The 16,516-nt window shown below is 44.8% G+C and carries 16 protein-coding genes; 11 read left to right on the top strand and 5 right to left on the bottom strand.

All coding sequences use genetic code 11. The features are described 5' to 3' along the window. Positions 1-70: 70 nt before the first annotated feature. From nifD to nifB, 5 genes are all read right to left on the bottom strand, one after another. Complete coding sequence (gene nifD / locus VB836_RS00710) at positions 71-1,519, bottom strand: nitrogenase molybdenum-iron protein alpha chain (protein WP_323217560.1); 1,449 nt, start codon at positions 1,517-1,519, stop codon at positions 71-73. A 119-nt stretch (positions 1,520-1,638) separates the two neighbouring features. After that, the gene (gene nifH, locus VB836_RS00715; RefSeq protein WP_323217561.1) at positions 1,639-2,541 is read right to left on the bottom strand and encodes a nitrogenase iron protein; all 903 of its coding nucleotides are present in this window, start codon (positions 2,539-2,541) and stop codon (positions 1,639-1,641) included. A gap of 608 nt (positions 2,542-3,149) precedes the next feature. Next, positions 3,150-4,046: a Fe-S cluster assembly protein NifU gene (gene nifU, locus VB836_RS00720; RefSeq protein WP_046276697.1), complete on the bottom strand. Its 897-nt coding sequence runs from the start codon at positions 4,044-4,046 to the stop codon at positions 3,150-3,152. Positions 4,047-4,191: 145 nt separating this feature from the next. Beyond that, positions 4,192-5,394: a cysteine desulfurase NifS gene (nifS, locus tag VB836_RS00725; RefSeq protein ID WP_323217562.1), complete on the bottom strand. Its 1,203-nt coding sequence runs from the start codon at positions 5,392-5,394 to the stop codon at positions 4,192-4,194. Positions 5,395-5,716: 322 nt separating this feature from the next. Continuing rightward, on the bottom strand, positions 5,717-7,180 hold the full coding sequence (gene nifB, locus VB836_RS00730) for a nitrogenase cofactor biosynthesis protein NifB (RefSeq protein WP_323217563.1): 1,464 nt from the start codon (positions 7,178-7,180) through the stop codon (positions 5,717-5,719). Between the two features lie 1,428 nt (positions 7,181-8,608). On the opposite strand from nifB, the gene cysE reads away from it, so the two are divergent. The 11 genes from cysE (at position 8,609) to cysK (ending at position 16,305) form a co-directional block, all read left to right on the top strand. Continuing rightward, a complete protein-coding gene (gene cysE, locus VB836_RS00735) occupies positions 8,609-9,232 on the top strand; it encodes a serine O-acetyltransferase (protein WP_235440955.1) in 624 nt (207 codons plus the stop codon). 61 nt (positions 9,233-9,293) lie between these two features. Next, positions 9,294-9,590, top strand: a complete 297-nt coding sequence (locus VB836_RS00740) for an Asr1405/Asl0597 family protein (RefSeq protein WP_046280721.1) — start codon at positions 9,294-9,296, stop codon at positions 9,588-9,590. Between the two features lie 749 nt (positions 9,591-10,339). Beyond that, positions 10,340-10,552 carry a DUF2949 domain-containing protein gene (locus VB836_RS00745; protein WP_046280727.1) on the top strand — a complete coding sequence of 71 codons (213 nt, stop codon included), beginning with the start codon at positions 10,340-10,342 and terminating at the stop codon, positions 10,550-10,552. A 281-nt stretch (positions 10,553-10,833) separates the two neighbouring features. Continuing rightward, positions 10,834-11,967: a homocitrate synthase gene (gene nifV / locus VB836_RS00750; protein ID WP_323217564.1), complete on the top strand. Its 1,134-nt coding sequence runs from the start codon at positions 10,834-10,836 to the stop codon at positions 11,965-11,967. Then, positions 11,954-12,220 (top strand): nitrogen fixation protein NifZ, encoded by a 267-nt coding sequence (locus tag VB836_RS00755; protein WP_046280720.1) that lies wholly within the window; start codon positions 11,954-11,956, stop codon positions 12,218-12,220. The genes nifV and VB836_RS00755 overlap by 14 nt, the downstream gene beginning before the upstream one ends. 161 nt (positions 12,221-12,381) lie before the next feature. Next, on the top strand, positions 12,382-12,582 hold the full coding sequence (gene nifT, locus VB836_RS00760) for a putative nitrogen fixation protein NifT (protein ID WP_046280725.1): 201 nt from the start codon (positions 12,382-12,384) through the stop codon (positions 12,580-12,582). Positions 12,583-12,904: 322 nt separating this feature from the next. Then, entirely contained in the window at positions 12,905-13,561 is a 657-nt protein-coding gene (locus VB836_RS00765; protein WP_323217565.1) for a CBS domain-containing protein, read from the top strand. A gap of 195 nt (positions 13,562-13,756) precedes the next feature. Further along, the gene (locus tag VB836_RS00770) at positions 13,757-14,158 is read left to right on the top strand and encodes a hypothetical protein (RefSeq protein ID WP_323217566.1); all 402 of its coding nucleotides are present in this window, start codon (positions 13,757-13,759) and stop codon (positions 14,156-14,158) included. A 72-nt stretch (positions 14,159-14,230) separates the two neighbouring features. Further along, complete coding sequence (locus tag VB836_RS00775; protein WP_046280718.1) at positions 14,231-14,782, top strand: flavodoxin; 552 nt, start codon at positions 14,231-14,233, stop codon at positions 14,780-14,782. A gap of 78 nt (positions 14,783-14,860) precedes the next feature. Next, a complete protein-coding gene (gene fdxB, locus VB836_RS00780; protein WP_046280717.1) occupies positions 14,861-15,151 on the top strand; it encodes a ferredoxin III, nif-specific in 291 nt (96 codons plus the stop codon). A gap of 188 nt (positions 15,152-15,339) precedes the next feature. Beyond that, positions 15,340-16,305 (top strand): cysteine synthase A, encoded by a 966-nt coding sequence (gene cysK, locus VB836_RS00785; protein ID WP_323217567.1) that lies wholly within the window; start codon positions 15,340-15,342, stop codon positions 16,303-16,305. Positions 16,306-16,516: the final 211 nt, after the last annotated feature.

Below are 16,516 nucleotides of genomic sequence, written 5' to 3' on the forward strand. Positions count from 1 at the left end.
CACTCTCTTACGAACTTCGCTCTCGGCGGAAACCGCCGGGCCGCGAGTTCGCGCTGGTCACTGGTTACTGTTAACTCTTAACTGTTTTTTTCCAGGGAGCGCCGATTAAGCCCCAGGTCGGACTGTTCAGTGCTAAGTCCATGTCACGGGCAAAGATTGCGAACCCGTCATAACCGTGGTAGGGACCAGAGTAATCCCAAGAGTGCATTTGACGGAAAGGTAAGCCCATTTTTTGGAAGACGTACTTCTCTTTAACGCCTGCTGCAACTAAATCCGGCTTGAGTCCTTCTGCAAATTTCTCGAACTCATATCCCGTTACATCGTCATAGATTACCGTTGCATCTTTGACGTAGTGGGTGGTACGTTTGTAGTCGTCGTTGTGAGCGAATTCATAGCCTGTACCGACGATTTCCATGCCTAAGTCTACGAAAGCGGGAACAACGTGGCGGGGGCGTAAACCACCGACCATCAGCATCACTTTTTGACCTTCGAGCTTCGGACGATATTTAGCGATTACATCGTCAGCTTGCTTTTGGTATTTAGCGATGACGCGCTCTGCACCTTCTTTGATATTGTCATCGAAGTTGGCTGCGATCGCCCGGAGAGATTCAGCAATTTTGGTGGGGCCGAAGAAGTTGTATTCTAACCAGGGAATACCATACTTTTCTTCCATGTGGCGGCTGATGTAGTTCATCGACCGATAGCAGTGGATGAGGTTCATTTTGACTTTGGGAGTCATCTTCATCTCATGGAGCGTACCATCTCCAGACCACTGAGCAACAATCCGCAATCCCATTTCTTCGAGGAGGATACGGCTAGCCCAAGCGTCTCCACCGATGTTGTAGTCTCCGATGATGGCTACATCATAGTCAGTGGCTTCAAATTCTACGTTTTCTTTGTCGGCTTGGGGGAATACCCAGTCCCGAATGATGTCGTTGGCGATGTGGTGTCCTAAAGACTGGGAAACACCCCGGAAGCCTTCACAACGAACAGGTGCAATGGTTTTACCTGTTTTTTTGGTCGCTTCACGAGCAACGCTTTCGATGTCGTCTCCGATTAGACCAACCGGACATTCTGACTGAATACTGATACCACCATTGAGGGGGAACAGTTCTTCGATTTCTTCGATAATTTTGGCGAGTTTTTTGTCTCCACCGAATACGATGTCGCGCTCTTGGAAGTCGGAGGTGAAGTTCATGGTACCGAAGGTGTCAACTCCTGTGGTACCGATGTAGTAGTTGCGACGACCTGACCAGGAATAATAACCGCAACCGACAGGACCATGAGAGATGTGTACCATGTCCTTGATCGGACCCCAAACTACCCCTTTCGATCCTGCATAAGCACAACCTCGAGCGGTCATTACACCGGGAAGTGATTTGACGTTGGATTTTACTCCACAGTCGGCTTTGCCTTCTTCATGGACGTTAAGATGCTTGGCCCGTTGTTTCTTGGCTTTCTCTGGATAAGCTTCTAGAACGTCCTGAATTAACTGTTTGTTGTCCTCTACAGTTGACATGGTGTTCCTCTGTTGTTGGTGATTAGCGATTAGTGAAGCCGCGCTCATGGCGTTGCGTGGGGGGTTAACCGTTAACAAGTTTTCATACGATTGTTAACGGTTAACGGTTGACGATTTGACTAGGCTTTCTTGACGTTGGTTGCTTTGAGGAGTTCTTGCTCTTTAGCGTCAGCTTCTCGTACTTTCTCGTACTCTTCTTCAGAACCCAGCAGACCGTAGTTGATTAACAGTTCTTCGAGTGTGTCGTTGTCAATCGGTGTCGGGATGGTCAGTTTGGTGTTTTCTTCGATCTTCTTAGCCAAGGTGCGATATTCCGCAGCTTGTTCGTGATCGGGGGAGTATTGAATAACGGTCATCCGACGTAATTCAGCTTCTTGTACCTGCTTGGAGCGAGGAACGAAGTGAATCATTTGAGTGTTTAACCGTTCTGCTAATTCTTCGATCAGGTTAACTTCACGGTTAACGTTACGGCTGTTACAGATTAAGCCACCTAAGCGAACTCCACCTGTATGAGCGTATTTTAAAACGCCTCGAGCGATGTTGTTAGCGGCATACATCGCCATCATTTCCCCTGAAGTTACGATGTAGATTTCTTGCGCTTTTCCTTCACGGATAGGCATGGCGAAACCACCGCAAACAACGTCACCTAGTACGTCGTAGGATACGAAATCTAGATCTTCGTAAGCTCCTGCTTCTTCGAGGAAGTTGATGGAGGTGATAATTCCACGACCTGCACATCCAACTCCAGGCTCAGGACCACCAGATTCTACGCATTTGATGCCTTCAAATCCTTCGAGCAGTACATCTTCGAGTTCTATATCTTCAACTGAACCGCGTTCTGCTGCTAAGTGCAGAACTGTAACCTGAGCTTTACAGTTGAGGATCAAACGAGTGGAGTCAGCTTTCGGGTCACAACCAACAATCATGATGCGATTGCCGTTTTGCGCCATTCCAGCCAGGGTGTTCTGAGAAGTGGTGGATTTACCGATACCGCCTTTACCGTAAAATGCAATTTGTCGCATGGTGTGTTTCTCGCTTTAACTCGACTTAAGTTTGATAGGAACGAAAACGAATTCACTTGGAAATTCTATAATCTATGAACTCTTAATCTGAGATTAAGCAGATCTTTAGATTCAAAATTTCAGCCAGATTGATTTCGTTTTGACAGTTAGACTTTAGAACTGAATGCTTCAGAAAGGATTCAAGGTTTAGGTGTTGATCCTATTCGGATTTTACTCTAGCTAAATCTTGTGTTTCTGTTGCAAATGTAACTAAAATCTTGAAGAAGAGATGCACTTTTTAAGTGCGCGTGTAGCTTGAGTTGAGTAATCGGTTATTACCGATTCGGGGTGGAAGTCTGAGTCACAGGTTCTTGTTGAGGAAAAGCATAGAAGTTTATTAATTTATATAAACTTCTCGGTCGGGATGTCCCTACTTGTTCCCTCGAACTAAGCCTTGACTTTATTCTCTAACCCCTGGCTGAGAAAGCGACGCTTCGGGCGGCGATCGCTCTCGCCTTTTATCATTAGAAAGGATGAACATGGGTAGATAATTAGAATTTAGATTGTTTGCGGAAGTCTTAAGTTAAAGTTAAATTTCTTCAACTTCAAACTTCTCGGGGTAAATTGAATCAAACCGATTGCACAATGATGTTGGGTGAAACCAGTTGACGTAATGTGCCTTCAATCGCAATCTTCAGGGTTTCTGTACTGCTTGCACAACTACTACAAGCCCCTTGCAGAATTACTTTGACGATATCGCCTTCTACATCAAACAGTTCTACATTGCCGCCATCTTTTGCTAAGATAGGTTGGATTTGTTCGGTTAACACCTGCTGAATCAGCGTAATTTTTTGCAGGTTTGTGAGAACTTTCGGTGCAGTTAAGGTCGCTGTAGCTGAGGCTGTTTGATAAACAGGACTTGATGACATCCCCGAAATTCTTGCTTCAGAAACTTCAATCAAAATATCATCAATATCGGCCAGACAAGAACCACAGCCGCCGCCAGCTTTCACATAATTAGTCACTTGTTCGGCTGTATCAAGATTATTCTCTAGAATAATCCGGCGAATGCGGGGTTCACTAATTCCAAAACAAGAACAAACTAAGCGACCGTCGTCTTCTTCGTGGGTTTCAATCGGAATCCCTTTGTAGGTATGAATCGCCGCTTCTAATGCTTCCTGTCCCATCACAGAACAGTGCATTTTTTCTTCCGGTAATCCACCCAAATAATCAGCAATTTGGCGGTTGGTAAGCTGCATCGCTTCTTCAACTTTTTTACCGATGAGTAATTCAGTTAAAGCTTCAGAAGAAGCGATCGCACTAGCACAACCAAACGTTTGAAATCGGGCATCGGTAATTGTTTGTGTTGCTTCGTCAATTTTGAGGTGAAGACGGAGAGCATCCCCACAGGCGATACTACCCACTTCTCCAGTAACAACCTTTTCGCCTTCTTGAGTATCAGTAATGGTTCCCTGATTGCGGGGATTTTGGAAATATTCCATTACTTTTTCGGTGTAGTCCCACATGGCAACCTCTTGTACAGTAATCAGTTATCAGTTATGCAGTGAGAAGTTTTTACAGTAATCAGTTATCAGTTATGCAGTGAGAAGTTTTTACAGTAATCAGTTATCACTGGTCACTGGTCACTGGTCACTGATCACTGGTCACTGTTTAATGAGCCATTACAGCTTTTTCTTGCTCTTTCAACCAATCGGCATCATCACTATTGAACGGAGACATCGCTCGCAGACGATCAACGACTTGTGGCATTACCTCTAACACCCGATCAATTTCAGCTTCAGTAGTGTAGCGAGACAGAGAAAAACGAATTGATCCATGGAGGACACTATAAGGGAGTCCCAAGGCTCGCAAAACGTGAGATGGTTCTAGAGAACCCGAAGTACAAGCCGAACCGGAGGAGGCACAGATGCCAAACTGGTTCAGTGATAAGAGTATCGCTTCTCCCTCGATATACTTGAAGCCAATATTGGTGGTATTCGGTAAGCGTTTTGTCGGATGACCATTCACCACAGTATTCGGAATCCGGCTGAGGATGCCTTTTTCTAAGCGATCGCGCAGGCATTGTTCTTGGTCAACATGAGCAAGATGCTGTTGAGCCAGTTCAGCCGCTTTGCCGAGAGCCACAATCCCCGGAACATTTTCAGTACCGCCACGACGACCCCGTTCTTGGTGTCCGCCAATCATAAAGGGACGGAATCTGACACCTCGACGAACATAGAGCGCTCCAATGCCTTTAGGGGCATGGATTTTGTGACCCGACAGCGCCAACATATCAATCGTGCTGGTTTTCATGTTGAGGGGGATTTTGCCCACCGCTTGCACGGCATCAACATGGAAGATCGCCCCATATTCTTTGGCAAGCTGTCCAATTTGCTCAATCGGGAAAATCACGCCGGTTTCGTTGTTGGCATACATCACACTCACCAAAGCGGTATTGCCTGTGAGGGCAGCTTCGAGTTCGTGTAAGTCAATCAAGCCTTGATCATCAACGGATAGATAAGTGACCGTGTAGCCTTCTTTCTCTAACCGCTTGCACAAGTTCAGGACTGCCGGATGCTCAACAACAGTGGTGATGATGTGCCGTTTGTTGGGTTGAGCGGAAAGTGCGGCGCGAATGGCTGCATTATCTCCTTCGGTGCCACAACTGGTAAAAACAATTTCAGAATCTTCAGCCCCCAAAAGGGAAGCAATTTGAAGTCTGGCTTGTTTCACCGCTTGTCCGACCTGTCCCCCGAAGGTGTGCATACTGGAGGGATTTCCGAAGTAGGTGGTCAGGTAAGGTAACATTGCCTCAATGACCGCTTGATCGACTTGCGTTGTGGCGTTATTGTCAAGATAAATACAGTCTTTCATAGCCCTCTCCGTAGTTTGATCGGGGTGAGTTTTGACGAAATCAAAACGTTTCGATTGATTCACTCAGACTCAACTCACCCGTATATAGCCGTTCCAAGTGCCGTTATCAGTTGTCATGGGTGGGTCGGTATCAGTTGGAGTCTGTCACGTCGGTTGTGACTGGATGTGAGATCCGTTGATCGATCAGTGGTGTAAGCCATAACTCGACTCCTGATAACTCGTTGCACTTTGGATTCAGATTTGGCGTGCTGGGTTGGGGGTGGAGAGAGAAAACAGAGGTGTTGAGTCTATTTTCTGAAATAACTGCTCTCGCCCCCAATGATCAGTTATTTCCAGCTTCAGTCTTTTGGATGTACTGCTCGTAGAAGTCTAGAGCGACTTTATCGATAGTGTCGTAAGCTTCAAAGACTTCAATTCCGGCGGTCTGCAATTCTTTTTTGGGACAATCTCCAATCTTAGAAACCAGTACACCTTGGCAGTCGGAGATAGTTTTGATGATATTCTCTAGCGTTGCGTCTTCGCCGTATCCACCTTGACAGAAATGATCAATTTTTCGGTGTCCGACAAAACGCGCTTCGATGCCATCGACTTCATAGATTTGGAATTCTTTGGCATGGCCGAAGTGTTGGTTAACCAACCCACTGCCTTTTGTGGCGATCGCAACCAAAATCTTGGGTTGATTTTTGGCGGGTTGCTTTTTCGCCTCTTGTTGTTGCTTGGCGGCTTCAAGTTGTTCACGGAATGTCTCAATTCCGGCGTGAACTTCCTGACGTTGTTCAAAATTGTATTCCTGGGGCATATCCATGAATTTATCTTTAGTAAATTCTTGGCTGCGATCTTCTCCCAAGAGTCCAACGGCATCTGCACGACATTGACGACAGTGACGCATCAACTTCAGACCATCTGCACAGTTATCTTGCAGATTTTTTAATTCTTTGGGAGTCGGTCCCCGTTGTCCGGTTAAACCGTAGTGAGTACCGTGTTCGGGAGCGGAAATCAGGGGCATAATGTTGTGGAGGAATGCGCCTTTTGACCGAACCACTTCATGAACTTCTTGTAAGTGTTCGTCGTTGACTCCCGGAATCATTACCGAGTTCACTTTGCAGAGGATATCTGCTTCTCTGAGGGCGTCTAATCCTTCCATCTGACGTTCGTGAAGGATTCTGACTCCTTCAATGCCGCGATAGCGACGACGACCATAGTGAACCCAAGGATAAATCTTTTCACCGATCTCGGGGTCTACCATGTTGATGGTGATGGTGACGTGATCGATATTTAAGGCTTTGATGCGATCGATGTAATCGGGTAACATCAAGCCGTTGGTAGACAAGCACAATTTAATATCAGGTGCTTTGTCTGCAATTAATTCAAAGGTGCGGAAGGTTTTTTCGGGGTTGGCTAAGGGATCTCCGGGGCCAGCAATGCCCAAAACCGTCATTTGAGGAATTTTACCAGCAACCACTAAGACTTTGTGCGCCGCTTCTTCTGGGGTGAGGAGTTCACTGACAACTCCGGGGCGGCTTTCGTTTGCACAGTCATATTTGCGGTTGCAGTAGTTGCACTGAATGTTACAAGCGGGTGCAACAGCAACGTGCATCCGGGCATAGTGATGATGGGCTTGTTCGCTGTAACAGGGGTGTTTCTCAATACGCTCTAGGAGTTTCTCGTCTGTGATTTTCTTCTGAGTAGAAGAATCACAGCCACAGTTTCCTGATTTTTTGTCGGAAACCGGAGACGGTGTAGCGGTCTGAGTTTCGAGTGTCAGAGTGCCTTTAGGATGTAACATTGAATTCCGTAAATAGTGAGAAGGACTTTGAGATCAATCAAAAGGAACGGAAAAATCGGAAAACAACCTTAGTCGGTCGTTGTGAGTGAGCATCGAGAATCGGCTAAAAACTAGCCTCGATCTACTCCGAAGAGTTTTTTCCGTATTCGATATCCGTTTCTTTGGAATTCCTCATGCTTGCATGATGGAGGATAAGCCACTCCTTCCTTAGCTCAGAAGGATATGAGGGAACGAGAAACTAGAAAGATTAATCTCTATACTCAGCGTACAATTAGCTTTTGAGTTGGCTATTGTTTCCTCGTTTAGTTTCTTTCCCTGATTCTCCTCACTTTAAGCTTCCGGACTCATCCCGCGCTTTCGGCAATTCCAAATTCTTAACTGTGAATTAGGTTGTACTCGTTTTTCAGCGTTAGCAACTTTATACCATCCACCTTCAGACGCCCCTTGAATTTGGCATCCGGTTCAGGTTTATTGGATTAGTTAAGGATGTACTCACCCTTTCAAAGCTTTATAGAATCTGGGTTGAATATTTGTTTTGGGGTAAGGTTTTAGTATTTTTTAGGTTGGGTTCTAGTCTTTTTAACCAGAGTGAGCTGTATTTGTGTACTCACCCTCTATTGTTTTATTCATAAGGTCTTGAGCCTATTATTTCCTTTAAATAGACCCCTGTTTATTTTGTACTCATACCCCTAAAAAAAACTGGAGTCAGCCTCTCAAGCTCCCCCAGTGCTGTCACGGAATTCAATTCTGTATCTAAGTTAACATTTTTATATAGGGGGGTTTGATATACGTGTCTATGCCCTCAAAATTTTCGAGTTCAAAAAGCTTGAAAGCTAGAACTATCAAAGGTTATGACCTGAGTTACCCCGAGGATTTTTGAGTTCAGCTTTGATCGGCTAAAAACTTGCCCTCAAAATTCCCTTCAAACACCGATTAGGCATATACTTGAGTATGAGGCTGGAAATACTCATTCCCCTACCCATAAATACCTTAACCCCTCTGTAAAAATACCAGCTCCCCTCCCCAAAAAAATTTTTTGAGAGGCTGTTAAGTTCTATAGAATCAGGGTTCAAGTCAGTTGAGTACATCTTTAACTAATCAAATAAATCTAACTGGCTTGGTGCATACTGGCAGAGAGTGAGCCACTTGGTATAAGCAGTAGAAACGACACCTGTTCTAATTGACTCACGGAATCTGATGCTACAGCCCATCACACTACGGACAGCTCACAAAAGTACGCCCACAGGTGGCGTACCTGTGTCCTCCGGAGAAGGTCGAATCAGGGAGACAGACGATCCACAGACGGCTTCATCAAGTCCTGTGGATTGCCTCCCGACAACCTCTCCAGGCTCTGAAGTCAAAGATTTACACTCTTCTACTTCAGCGACTCGAGCTTCGGGGTTAAAAGCACTCTGGAATGATTTCCAGATTGTTTTTGAGCGAGATCCGGCGGCTCGCAACTGGTTAGAGGTACTCTGCTGCTATCCCGGTTTACACGCTTTAGCAGTACATCGGGTGGCTCACTGGATGTACAATCGTCGTCTTCCCTTTTTTCCTCGATTTTTGTCTCATTTGGGACGGTTTTTCACGGGAATTGAAATTCATCCGGGTGCAACCATTGGAAAAGGGGTGTTTATCGATCACGGCATGGGAGTTGTAATCGGTGAGACAGCAATCATCGGTGATTATTGTTTAATCTATCAAAATGCAACCCTTGGAGGCACCGGAAAAGAAAGTGGTAAACGCCATCCGACTTTAGGAAATAACGTCGTGGTGGGAGCTGGAGCTAAAGTTTTAGGCAATATCACCATTGGTCATCATGTGCGGGTGGGTGCGGGTTCCATTGTTCTCAATAGTGTCCCGGATGACTGCACTGTGGTCGGTATCCCTGGCCGCGTGATTTCTCGTTCGGGTCGAGATTGTTGTCCGTTGGAACATGGCAAGCTTCCCGATGTGGAAGCCAAGCTAATACGGACATTACTCGATCGCATTGAGCAATTGGAACAACAAGTTCAAGAAATTCGCAACTACGAAGTTAGTGTTCGCAACTAACACCCGTGATTCTCAATGATTGGCTTGATCGTCCTGAACTTTCTCTGCGGAGCTTCGCACCATGTTTAAACTATCTCCTTCAAGTGCTGTCATTAGTCCGGTTGACGTTTTGCAGGGCGATCGCTGGATCGTCTACCATCGCCTACAAGAGTTAATGATTCCCTGTTGGTGTCCTGAAGATGGACGACTGTGGGTAGAAATTCATCACGGAAATCACGCCATTCTATTACGAAGCGCCATTCAACAGTTTACGGCTTCTCGTTTGGAGTTAGTTGATTGGTTAGAACGCTGTTGGGAAACGGACATTTCTCCCCAAGGAGTAGAAAGTTACGAGTTTCACGGAGAGTTAGAACGCTAATGTCTAAAGTTGAAAAAGAGGATTCAGTTTTCCCTCTTTTTCAATGAGACACCGTTTACTTCTTTAGTGAAACTAATCTTGTATTCCTCTAAACTCAGCTTTTCAACCTCTAGAAAGTATGAATTTAGAGCTGCACGAACTACAGTTATAGCAAGCTGTCGCAGCAATTCCCAACCGTTAAAGTTCAAGACTTTTGTTCAATTTACATACCCTTAATCCTCAAGGGTTTCGATTTGGAAGGCAGGCTAACAAGTTCACAAGCAAGGACTAGCATGATCAAGGATATTTTTCAAGTTTGGAGTAAAGAGATCAATCACCCCCAATTCGGTGGTTTAGAAAGAAACCCAGGCGTTTCCCTTATGCTTTGGATTGAAGATCTCTGTTGTTCATCTTCTAGGTTTTGATCTTCTCAATCAAAATCTCTATCTGAAGTTTGAAGGTACAGCCGAATTTTCTTCTCTAGATCAGGAGTTTAACCGATGAGGGGAAAAAGTTCAAGAAGCGATTCATCATATAAGGGAACATCTACACAACTTGGGTGTACCTTCACTGCAAAAAAAGTCAAGTTTGATCTTGATCCTTTTAAACCTTCAGATAGCTTTGTTTTGGCATGAACTGAGTCTGCGTGATTAAGCGGGAAGGGAAGGAAACGAATTTGAGAAAAGTTTCCTCAAGACTTGATCAGTTTGATGATTAATCCTTTCCTCATTTCCCAAAACCCTATCACGAACCTCAACGGAAGTGCTGTCATGGAACACAATTTACATTTTACGGAATTCTGCCGCTTTTTGCAGGATGAACTGGCTGTTTCTCACGCCGAATTAACGGTTGTCATCCAACGCAGAAAACAGGCAAGCGACCCACTACCGATGCTGCTTTGGCAATATGGATTTATCTCTCTTAGCCAGCTTCAAAAGATTTTCGATTGGCTCAAAAACAAGCCTCAGTTTGATTTCTCATGAACAGACAGCAAGAAAGGGACAAGGCAACTCGGAAATAAACAGACAACGAGGCTTCCACTAAACACTAAGCCTACAACATACAGATTCGCGCTGACTGTCCATCCTCAATTCCGAATCCTTAATCCCTGAATCAATCCTCCCTTATTTTAGGAGCATAGTCAAATCAAATCTGAAATGCACTGCCAAATTTCAGGGGACTGATTGTAAAAGCTGCGGGTTGTTTGTTGCAACTTAGCGTGTATTATGCCAAATCTGTTTCTCAATTGTGGGGAAGTCTAGCCATGAATGAAATTCAAATCAACGATACGACCTTACGCGATGGTGAGCAAGCGGCTGGAGTCGCTTTCACGGTCGATGAAAAAATTGCCCTTGCGTCTTTCATGGATGCGATTGGTGTCCATGAGTTAGAGGTCGGTATCCCAGCAATGGGAAGTGAAGAAGCTCGTGCTATTTCCGCGATTACCCATCTTGACCTGCGGACTTCACTGATTGGCTGGAACCGGGCGGTACGCTCTGACATTGAAGCGTCTATCGCCTGTGGTCTGAAACGGGTTCACATTTCGATTCCGGTTTCTGAGATTCAGATTGCAGCTAAATTTCAGGGAGATGTGCAGGGGGTGTTACGGCGTCTGCGAGAAGCGGTGCAATTTGCGGTTGACCAGGGGTTGTATGTGGCGGTTGGGGGTGAGGATTCCTCCAGAGCCGATGAATCTTTCTTGCTGGATGTGGCTTTGTCTGTTGAAGAATGGGGCGGGAGTCGTTTTCGCTTTTGCGATACGGTGGGTATTCTTGACCCCATGAAGACGAGTCAAAAAGTCGCCCATTTGGTGCAACACCTCTCAATTCCGGTGGAGATGCACACGCACAATGATTTTGGGTTAGCCACAGCGAATGCGTTAGCGGGTTTACAAGCGGGTGCAACTTCGGTGAATACTACCGTTAACGGTTTGGGGGAACGGGCTGGAAATGCTGCTCTTGAAGAAGTGGTGATGGCGCTCAAGCAAATGTATAACGTGAATTTGGGCATCAATACTCGTCGGTTGCGGGAGTTGTCGGACTTGGTGGCTCAGGCTTCTGGCTGTTCGGTGCCGCCTTGGAAAGCAATTGTTGGTGAAAATGCCTTTGCTCACGAGGCGGGGATTCATGCTCACGGGATCTTAAAAAATCCTAACACTTATGAACCGTTTGCCCCTGAAGAGGTGGGTTGGCAACGTCGTTTGGTTGTGGGAAAACATTCGGGGCGGCATTTAGTCTCAAATGTTCTTCAACAAAATGGCATTACGTTAAGCAAAGAAGAAATCGCCACGGTTTTAGAGGGGGTGCGGAATCTTTCTGTGAAGTTTAAACGCAGTTTGACTGTGGAAGAATTGTTAAATCTAGTACCTGAAAGGAGAGTAGCTCATGGGATTAGTTAGAGTTGATGATGTGGAAATCAATGATTCACCCAAATACGAACTGGAACAAAAAGTTAGAGTTCGTAAACTGATTCGCAATGATGGAACGTTTCCGGGGAAAGAACTCGGAGAAACTTTAGCCAAAAAAGGCGAGGAGGGCTATATTGTCAGCATCGGAACTTATTTGCAAGCCTACTACATCTATGCCGTGCATTTTCTCGATAGAAATGTTATAGTTGGATGTCGGGGAAAAGAATTAGAGTCCGCCGAGTAAAGTTTTGATTGAAGATTGTGGATACTCTACAGTTTTGACTTCACAATCTTCAATTCTATTTTGTAGGTTTTAAGTTTTAGCAGGTAGATTGAACTTGGATTTTCATCTCATGCTTGAATATTTTTACCGATGAGCAAACACCCAACAAAGGAGGTTTTACTATGAAAGTAATGTTACGTCAAAGTGCTAGTGGAAATTTATCGGTATATGTTCCTAAAAAAGATTTAGAAGAAGAAGTCGTTGAAGAAAAAATCGGTGAAGATGGCAAAATTTTTGTTCTGGCTAACGGCTGGGAATTAATGTTTCCAAAATTGGAAGAACCCTTTAATTTGCCGTTAACAACAGAAGCAAAGCGACTGTAATCAAAGTCGGGGTAATTCATAAATTACCCTGAGCCGTTATCAGTTTTTTTCCTATTGCATATTGCCGGAAAAGATTTGAGCGAATGATAGGCTCCATTTTGGTCATTTTTTAAAATGCCTGAAGTGTTGCTGAAGTGATTAAAAACTCTTAGAGTTTTAAGACTTCAGAATCCCTGCTGAAAGAAGATTATTCTTTGGGTATCAGGGAAAAATCCCATCACCGAATTAACAAGAGGTTGATGTGGGGCTGTCATCAAAAGAAGGCGGGGAACTCGTGTGAATCTTGATTGATTTTTTATTGAGTTCTTAAGGAGTTGAAGTAATGTTAAAAGCATCTGACATTATGACGACAGATGTCGCCACAATTCGCGGTTCTGCAACTGTAGCTGAAGCGGTTAAGCTGATGAAATTCAAACAGTTGCGTGCTTTAATTGTGGAGACTCGAACGGGTCAGGATGCTTACGGTATTGTCACCCAAACGGACATTGTGACGAAAGTGGTGGCATACGGTAAAGATCCAGCAGCAATGCGTGTGTATGAAATTATGACCAAGCCTTGTATCGTGGTTAATCCCGATCTGGGTGTTGAATATGTGGCGCGGCTATTTGCGAATAGTGGAATTCGCATTGCGCCCGTTATTCAAGGCGAATTGCTTGGCATTATTTCAGATAGCGACATTCTCTATAAAGGCGATTTTCTCGAAAACCCAAAATTACCGTTACTACAACGGGAATTAAAACGGGCAATTGAGCAAGCCAATGAAATTAGTGCAGCCCAGGGTGCAACCTCTGCCGAAAGCCTGAAAGCTTGGGAATTGGTTGATGAACTCGAAGCGGAAGCCGCTTATCAAGAAGGCGTTAAACTGCCGGAAATAACAGCTTTCCAAGAATTCTGTAATCAATATCCAGAAGTGCTGCGTGTTCGTCACGATCAGCTTTTAGCCAGCACTGGCGGCGCTGTTCCTGTTAGCGTAAGCTAAAGAACTTGGGTTTAGGAATTACGGAAGCCATCAGGGAGTCAAGACTTTAGTGAGGGGGAGTAGGTAAACAACAAAAGCGTGAAAGCATCAATGATTTCCTCGTCTGTCTGTCCTACTGTTCCCCCTGTTTCTATCCTCCTGAGTTCTGAAGCTTTCCTTATGAACTTTCCCGACATTTCCTGAAACCAAGAAACCATGAATCACTCTACCATTAATCTCAACAAACCCCAGATTTTAGACAGTTCCGCTTCTGTTGAAGTCGCCCATCAAGAATTGGGAAATGCCTGTCGCCAACAAATTTATGCGGCTTGTATTCGTCAATCAAACTTGCGAGAACATAGCACCAGTCCGCTTGAAGAAAAGGGTTCAGTCGCGAATCTATTGTATCAGTGTGAGTGGAGTATTAATTCTCACGCAAACACAAATACTTTAGCGATTCAATGTCCGAACTTAAACTCAAATTTGCTTGTGCTTGAAAAAGTTATGCAGTTTGGTAGCCTGTTGAAGCAGTTGGCAATTGGCAAAGTCCGTTTCAGTTCCGATGGGGAAACTTCCTTAGAAATCGGAGTTGATGAAATATCGCTTGATCGAGATTGATCACCGTTTTTCTGAGGTGCATCTGCAAGGGAAGTTGAGTTCAAAACACAACACGGTCAGGAGAATTGTACTATGGCTAAGATTGGCATCTTCTACGGTTCAACATCCGGTGTTACTGAAGAAATCGCCACCGCATTGCGGGATAAATTGGGCGAAGATCTTTGTGATTTGCTCAGTATGGAAGAAGATTTCAACGAATTTAGCGACTTCCTAGAGTATGATTATTTGCTCTTAGGCTGTTCCACTTGGGGAGCGGGTGAAGTGCAGAACAATTGGCGCGATCCATTGTTTGAAATGGAGTTGGAAAAACCGGATTTTTCGGGTAAAACCATTGCTCTATTTGGCCCCGGAGATTATGTCAATCATGGGATGCACTTTGTGGGTGCATTAGGCTTGATGTACGACATCTTTACCAAGTTGGGTGCAACCGTTGTTGGTGCTGTTCCAACTGATGGTTATACCTTTGAACATTCGACAGCAATTCGAGATGGTTTATTTGTCGGATTACCTCTCGATGAAGTCAATGAAAGCGAGAAAACAGATGAACGTCTAAATCGCTGGATTGAAACATTGACTCCTTATTTCCCCATTGAAAATCGAGTCTTAGCGGGTGCAAGCGCCTAGAATTGATTTTCATTTGATTCAATAGAACACTTACTCTCAACCGATCTAACTGACGACCTTTGTAGGAGAACACATATCATGGCTACCTTAACCAGTGTAAAAAAAAGCGGTAAAACTTGGGAACCCAAATTTGTTGAATCGCTGAATCAAGAAAGTTGTTTGGGTTGTGGAAGATGCTTCAAAGTCTGCGGTTTTAATGTTTTGGGATTAATTGCCCTTAACGAAGATGGGGAAGTTGTTGATGAAGATGAAGATGAAATTGAACGCAAAGTGATGAATATTGAAAACGCTGAAAATTGCGTCGGCTGTCAGGCTTGCGCCCGGATTTGTCCTAAAAATTGTTACACTCACGCCACAGTATCAGTTTAGGACAATATCCTAACAGTTATCAGTGAACAGTGAGCGGTTGAGGAATAATGGTAACTATTGAGTTTATCACCGTTCACTGGGGACATCTCAGGGTACGTCATTTGTCGGCGTACCTCTGTCCTTGTTTTCTGCACATTTTGAATTTTGATTGTGCAGACTGTTAACTTTTAGCACCTGGAGTTATAATCATGCGCGTTGCTCATAATATCACTGAATTGGTGGGTCGAACTCCCCTCGTTCAACTTAATTCGATTCCCCAATCTGAAGGCTGTGTCGCTCAAATCCTGGTAAAATTGGAGGGGATGAACCCGGCTGCTTCTGTTAAAGACCGGATTGGCGTGAATATGATTAACGCCGCAGAACGAGAAGGGTTGATTATTCCAGGTCATACGGTACTCGTTGAACCTACATCTGGAAATACCGGAATTGCCCTGGCTATGGCGGCAGCAGCGAAGGGATATCGCCTGATTTTAACCATGCCGGATACCATGAGTTTAGAGCGACGCTCAATGTTACGGGCCTATGGCGCCGAGCTTGAATTAACGCCCGGTTCTCAAGGGATGAAAGGCGCCATTCAAAAGGCACAGGAGTTGACGGACACGGTTCCTAATGCCTATATGCTGCAACAGTTTAGAAACCCCGCAAACCCCGAAATTCACCGCCTAACGACGGCTAAAGAAATTTGGGAAGATACCGACGGACGAGTTGATATTTTAGTGGCAGGTGTGGGTACTGGAGGAACAATTACAGGCGTTGCTGAGGTGATTAAACAATACAAATCTCAGTTTAAAGCGATCGCTGTTGAACCGACAAATAGCCCGATTTTATCGGGAGGAAATCCTGGCCCTCACAAAATTCAAGGCATTGGGGCGGGTTTTATTCCTGAAGTGTTAAACGTTGATTTAATTGATGAAGTTGTTCAAATTACCGATGATGAAGCCATGAGTTATGGCCGACGTCTGGCGCGGGAAGAAGGGATTTTATCAGGTATTTCCACAGGTGCGGCTTTGGCTGCGGCGATTAAAGTTGCTCAACGTCCTGAAAATGAAGGTAAACTGATTGTGATGATTCAACCGAGTTTTGGGGAACGCTATCTCAGCACTCCGATGTTTCAAGACTTAGAAGAACAACGAGAACCGATGTTAATCAGTTAACCCTGTAGGGGCGGGTTCTCAATAGATTTATGTTTCTCAGAAATAAGTTCAATAAACCCGCCCCGACTACCCCAACGGGTTGATCTGTAGGGGCGGGTTCTCAATAGATTTATGTTTCTCAGAAATAAGTTCAATAAACCCGCCCCGACTACCCCAACGGGTTGATCTGTAGGGGCGGGTTCTCAATAGATTTATGTTTCTCAGAAATAAG

The organism is Limnoraphis robusta BA-68 BA1 (genome assembly GCF_034932365.1).
Lineage (GTDB): Bacteria > Cyanobacteriota > Cyanobacteriia > Cyanobacteriales > Microcoleaceae > Capilliphycus > Capilliphycus robustus.

Coding starts and splice junctions, on each gene's coding strand:
- VB836_RS00770 (WP_323217566.1), top strand. CDS start 13,757: ATGAATCACTCTACCATTAATCTCAACAAACCCCAGATTTTAGACAGT.
- fdxB (WP_046280717.1), top strand. CDS start 14,861: ATGGCTACCTTAACCAGTGTAAAAAAAAGCGGTAAAACTTGGGAACCC.
- VB836_RS00765 (WP_323217565.1), top strand. CDS start 12,905: ATGTTAAAAGCATCTGACATTATGACGACAGATGTCGCCACAATTCGC.
- nifS (WP_323217562.1), bottom strand. CDS start 5,394: ATGAAAGACTGTATTTATCTTGACAATAACGCCACAACGCAAGTCGAT.
- nifB (WP_323217563.1), bottom strand. CDS start 7,180: ATGTTACATCCTAAAGGCACTCTGACACTCGAAACTCAGACCGCTACA.
- nifV (WP_323217564.1), top strand. CDS start 10,834: ATGAATGAAATTCAAATCAACGATACGACCTTACGCGATGGTGAGCAA.
- VB836_RS00745 (WP_046280727.1), top strand. CDS start 10,340: ATGGAACACAATTTACATTTTACGGAATTCTGCCGCTTTTTGCAGGAT.
- VB836_RS00755 (WP_046280720.1), top strand. CDS start 11,954: ATGGGATTAGTTAGAGTTGATGATGTGGAAATCAATGATTCACCCAAA.
- cysK (WP_323217567.1), top strand. CDS start 15,340: ATGCGCGTTGCTCATAATATCACTGAATTGGTGGGTCGAACTCCCCTC.
- nifD (WP_323217560.1), bottom strand. CDS start 1,519: ATGTCAACTGTAGAGGACAACAAACAGTTAATTCAGGACGTTCTAGAA.
- nifT (WP_046280725.1), top strand. CDS start 12,382: ATGAAAGTAATGTTACGTCAAAGTGCTAGTGGAAATTTATCGGTATAT.
- nifH (WP_323217561.1), bottom strand. CDS start 2,541: ATGCGACAAATTGCATTTTACGGTAAAGGCGGTATCGGTAAATCCACC.
- VB836_RS00740 (WP_046280721.1), top strand. CDS start 9,294: ATGTTTAAACTATCTCCTTCAAGTGCTGTCATTAGTCCGGTTGACGTT.
- VB836_RS00775 (WP_046280718.1), top strand. CDS start 14,231: ATGGCTAAGATTGGCATCTTCTACGGTTCAACATCCGGTGTTACTGAA.
- nifU (WP_046276697.1), bottom strand. CDS start 4,046: ATGTGGGACTACACCGAAAAAGTAATGGAATATTTCCAAAATCCCCGC.